The sequence below is a fragment of the Actinacidiphila paucisporea genome (assembly GCF_900142575.1).
In the GTDB taxonomy this organism is placed as follows: Bacteria; Actinomycetota; Actinomycetes; order Streptomycetales; family Streptomycetaceae; genus Actinacidiphila; species Actinacidiphila paucisporea.
Genome location: NZ_FRBI01000073.1, coordinates 1 through 1,811 on the forward strand (window position 1 = coordinate 1; position 1,811 = coordinate 1,811).

1 protein-coding gene is annotated in these 1,811 nt (G+C 73.7%); it reads right to left on the bottom strand.

Features of this window, described 5'->3' with window-relative positions; genetic code table 11:
• The coding region (locus tag BUE44_RS35565) for a type I polyketide synthase (RefSeq protein ID WP_235002779.1) at window positions 1-1,811 on the bottom strand (1,811 nt) is incomplete at both ends.

Consider the following 1,811-nt stretch of genomic DNA (forward strand, 5'->3'; position numbering starts at 1 on the left):
AGGGTGGCGGGCAACTGCCCTTCCCGCAGGGCGAGGACCATTTTGATGACGCCGGCGATGCCTGCGGCGGCCTGCGTGTGGCCGATGTTGGACTTGACCGAGCCCAGCAGCAGCGGCTGTTGCGCCGGCCGGTCCTTGCCGTACGTCGCCTGAAGTGCCTGCGCCTCGATCGGATCACCCAGCCGTGTACCCGTGCCGTGCGCCTCGACGGCGTCGATGTCGGCGGGAAGAAGACCGGAGTTGGCGAGTGCCTGGCGGATGACGCGTTCCTGGGAGGGGCCGTTGGGTGCGGTGAGGCCGTTGCTGGCGCCGTCCTGGTTGACCGCGCTGCCCCGCAGGACGGCGAGCACGCGGTGGCCGTGGCGTTCGGCGTCGGAGAGCCGCTCCAGGAGGACCATGCCGACGCCTTCGGCGAGGCTGAAGCCGTCGGCGCCGGCGGAGAAGGGCTTGCAGCGGCCGTCGGGCGCCAGGCCGCGCTGCCGGCTGAACTCCAGGAAGGGGCTCGGCACCGCCATCACCGTCGCGCCGCCGGCGAGCGCGAGCGTGCACTCGTCGCTGCGCAACGCCTGGGCCGCGAGGTGGATGGCCACGAGCGACGACGAGCACGCGGTGTCGATCGTCATGGCGGGGCCCTCGAACCCGAGGGTGTAAGCGATCCGGCCCGACGCGACCGACGTGGTGTTGCCGGTCGCGAGGTAGCCCTCCAGTTCCTGGGTGTTCTCGGCGCTGATCTGACTGGCGTAGTTCTGCGCCACGACGCCGGTGAACACGCCGGTACGGGTGCCGTGCAGCCGCGCGGGGTCGAGCCGGGCGTTCTCCAGCGCTTCCCAGGCGGTGTGCAGGAGCAGCCGCTGCTGCGGGTCGGTGGCCAGCGCCTCGCGCGGGTTGATGCCGAAGAAGTCCGCGTCGAACTCGCCCGCGTCATGCAGGAACCCACCGCCACGGCTGTACGTGGTGCCGAGGTGGTCGGGGTCCGGGTCGTAGAGGCGCTCCAGGTCCCAGCCGCGGTCGGTCGGGAACGGCCCCGTCGCGTCGACTTCGTCGGTCAGCAGTGCCCACAGCTGCTCGGGGCTGCGCACTCCGCCCGGGAAGTGGCAGGCCATCCCCACGATGGCGATCGGCTCGTCGGCCGGGCCGGCGGCCCCCGCGACCGTTCGGGCCCGCGCGGCTGCCGGGGCGTCCCGGTCGCCGATCGCGGAATCCACCAACTCGTCCCGCAGGTAGGCCGCCAGGCGTGCGGGGCTCGGGTAGTCGAAGATCATCGTCGTCGGCAGGCGCAGCCCGGTGACCGTGCCCAGCCGGTTGCGGAGCTCGACCGCCGTGAGCGAGTCGAAGCCCAACTCCTTGAAGGCCGCGTCCACCTGGATGGCGTCGGCGCCGTCGGGGTGGCCGAGCACGGCGGCGGCCTGCGTACGGACCAGGGCCAGCAGCGTCTCGCCCTGCTCGGCCGCCGACTGCCGCGCCAGCTGCTGCCGCAGCGCATCGGTCGTCCCGCGTCCCGCCGACCTGCCCGCGGCCGTACGCCGGCTCGGGCGCCGGGCGAGGCCGCGTAGGACAGGCGGCACGAGGGTGGGGTCCAGCCGCCGGGCGTCGAGGCCGACGGGGACGAGCAGCGGGTCGGGTGCGGCGAGGGCGGCGTCGAGGAGCCCGAGGGCGTGCGAGGTGGCGAGGGCGTGCAGACCCTGCTGGCTGAGGCGCTGGCGCTGGGCCGCGTTGAGGGTGCCGGTGAGGGAGCTGGTCTGTTCCCACAGGCCCCAGGCGAGGCTGGTGGCGGGTTGGTGGTGGGTGTGGCGGTGGTGGGCGAGTGCGTC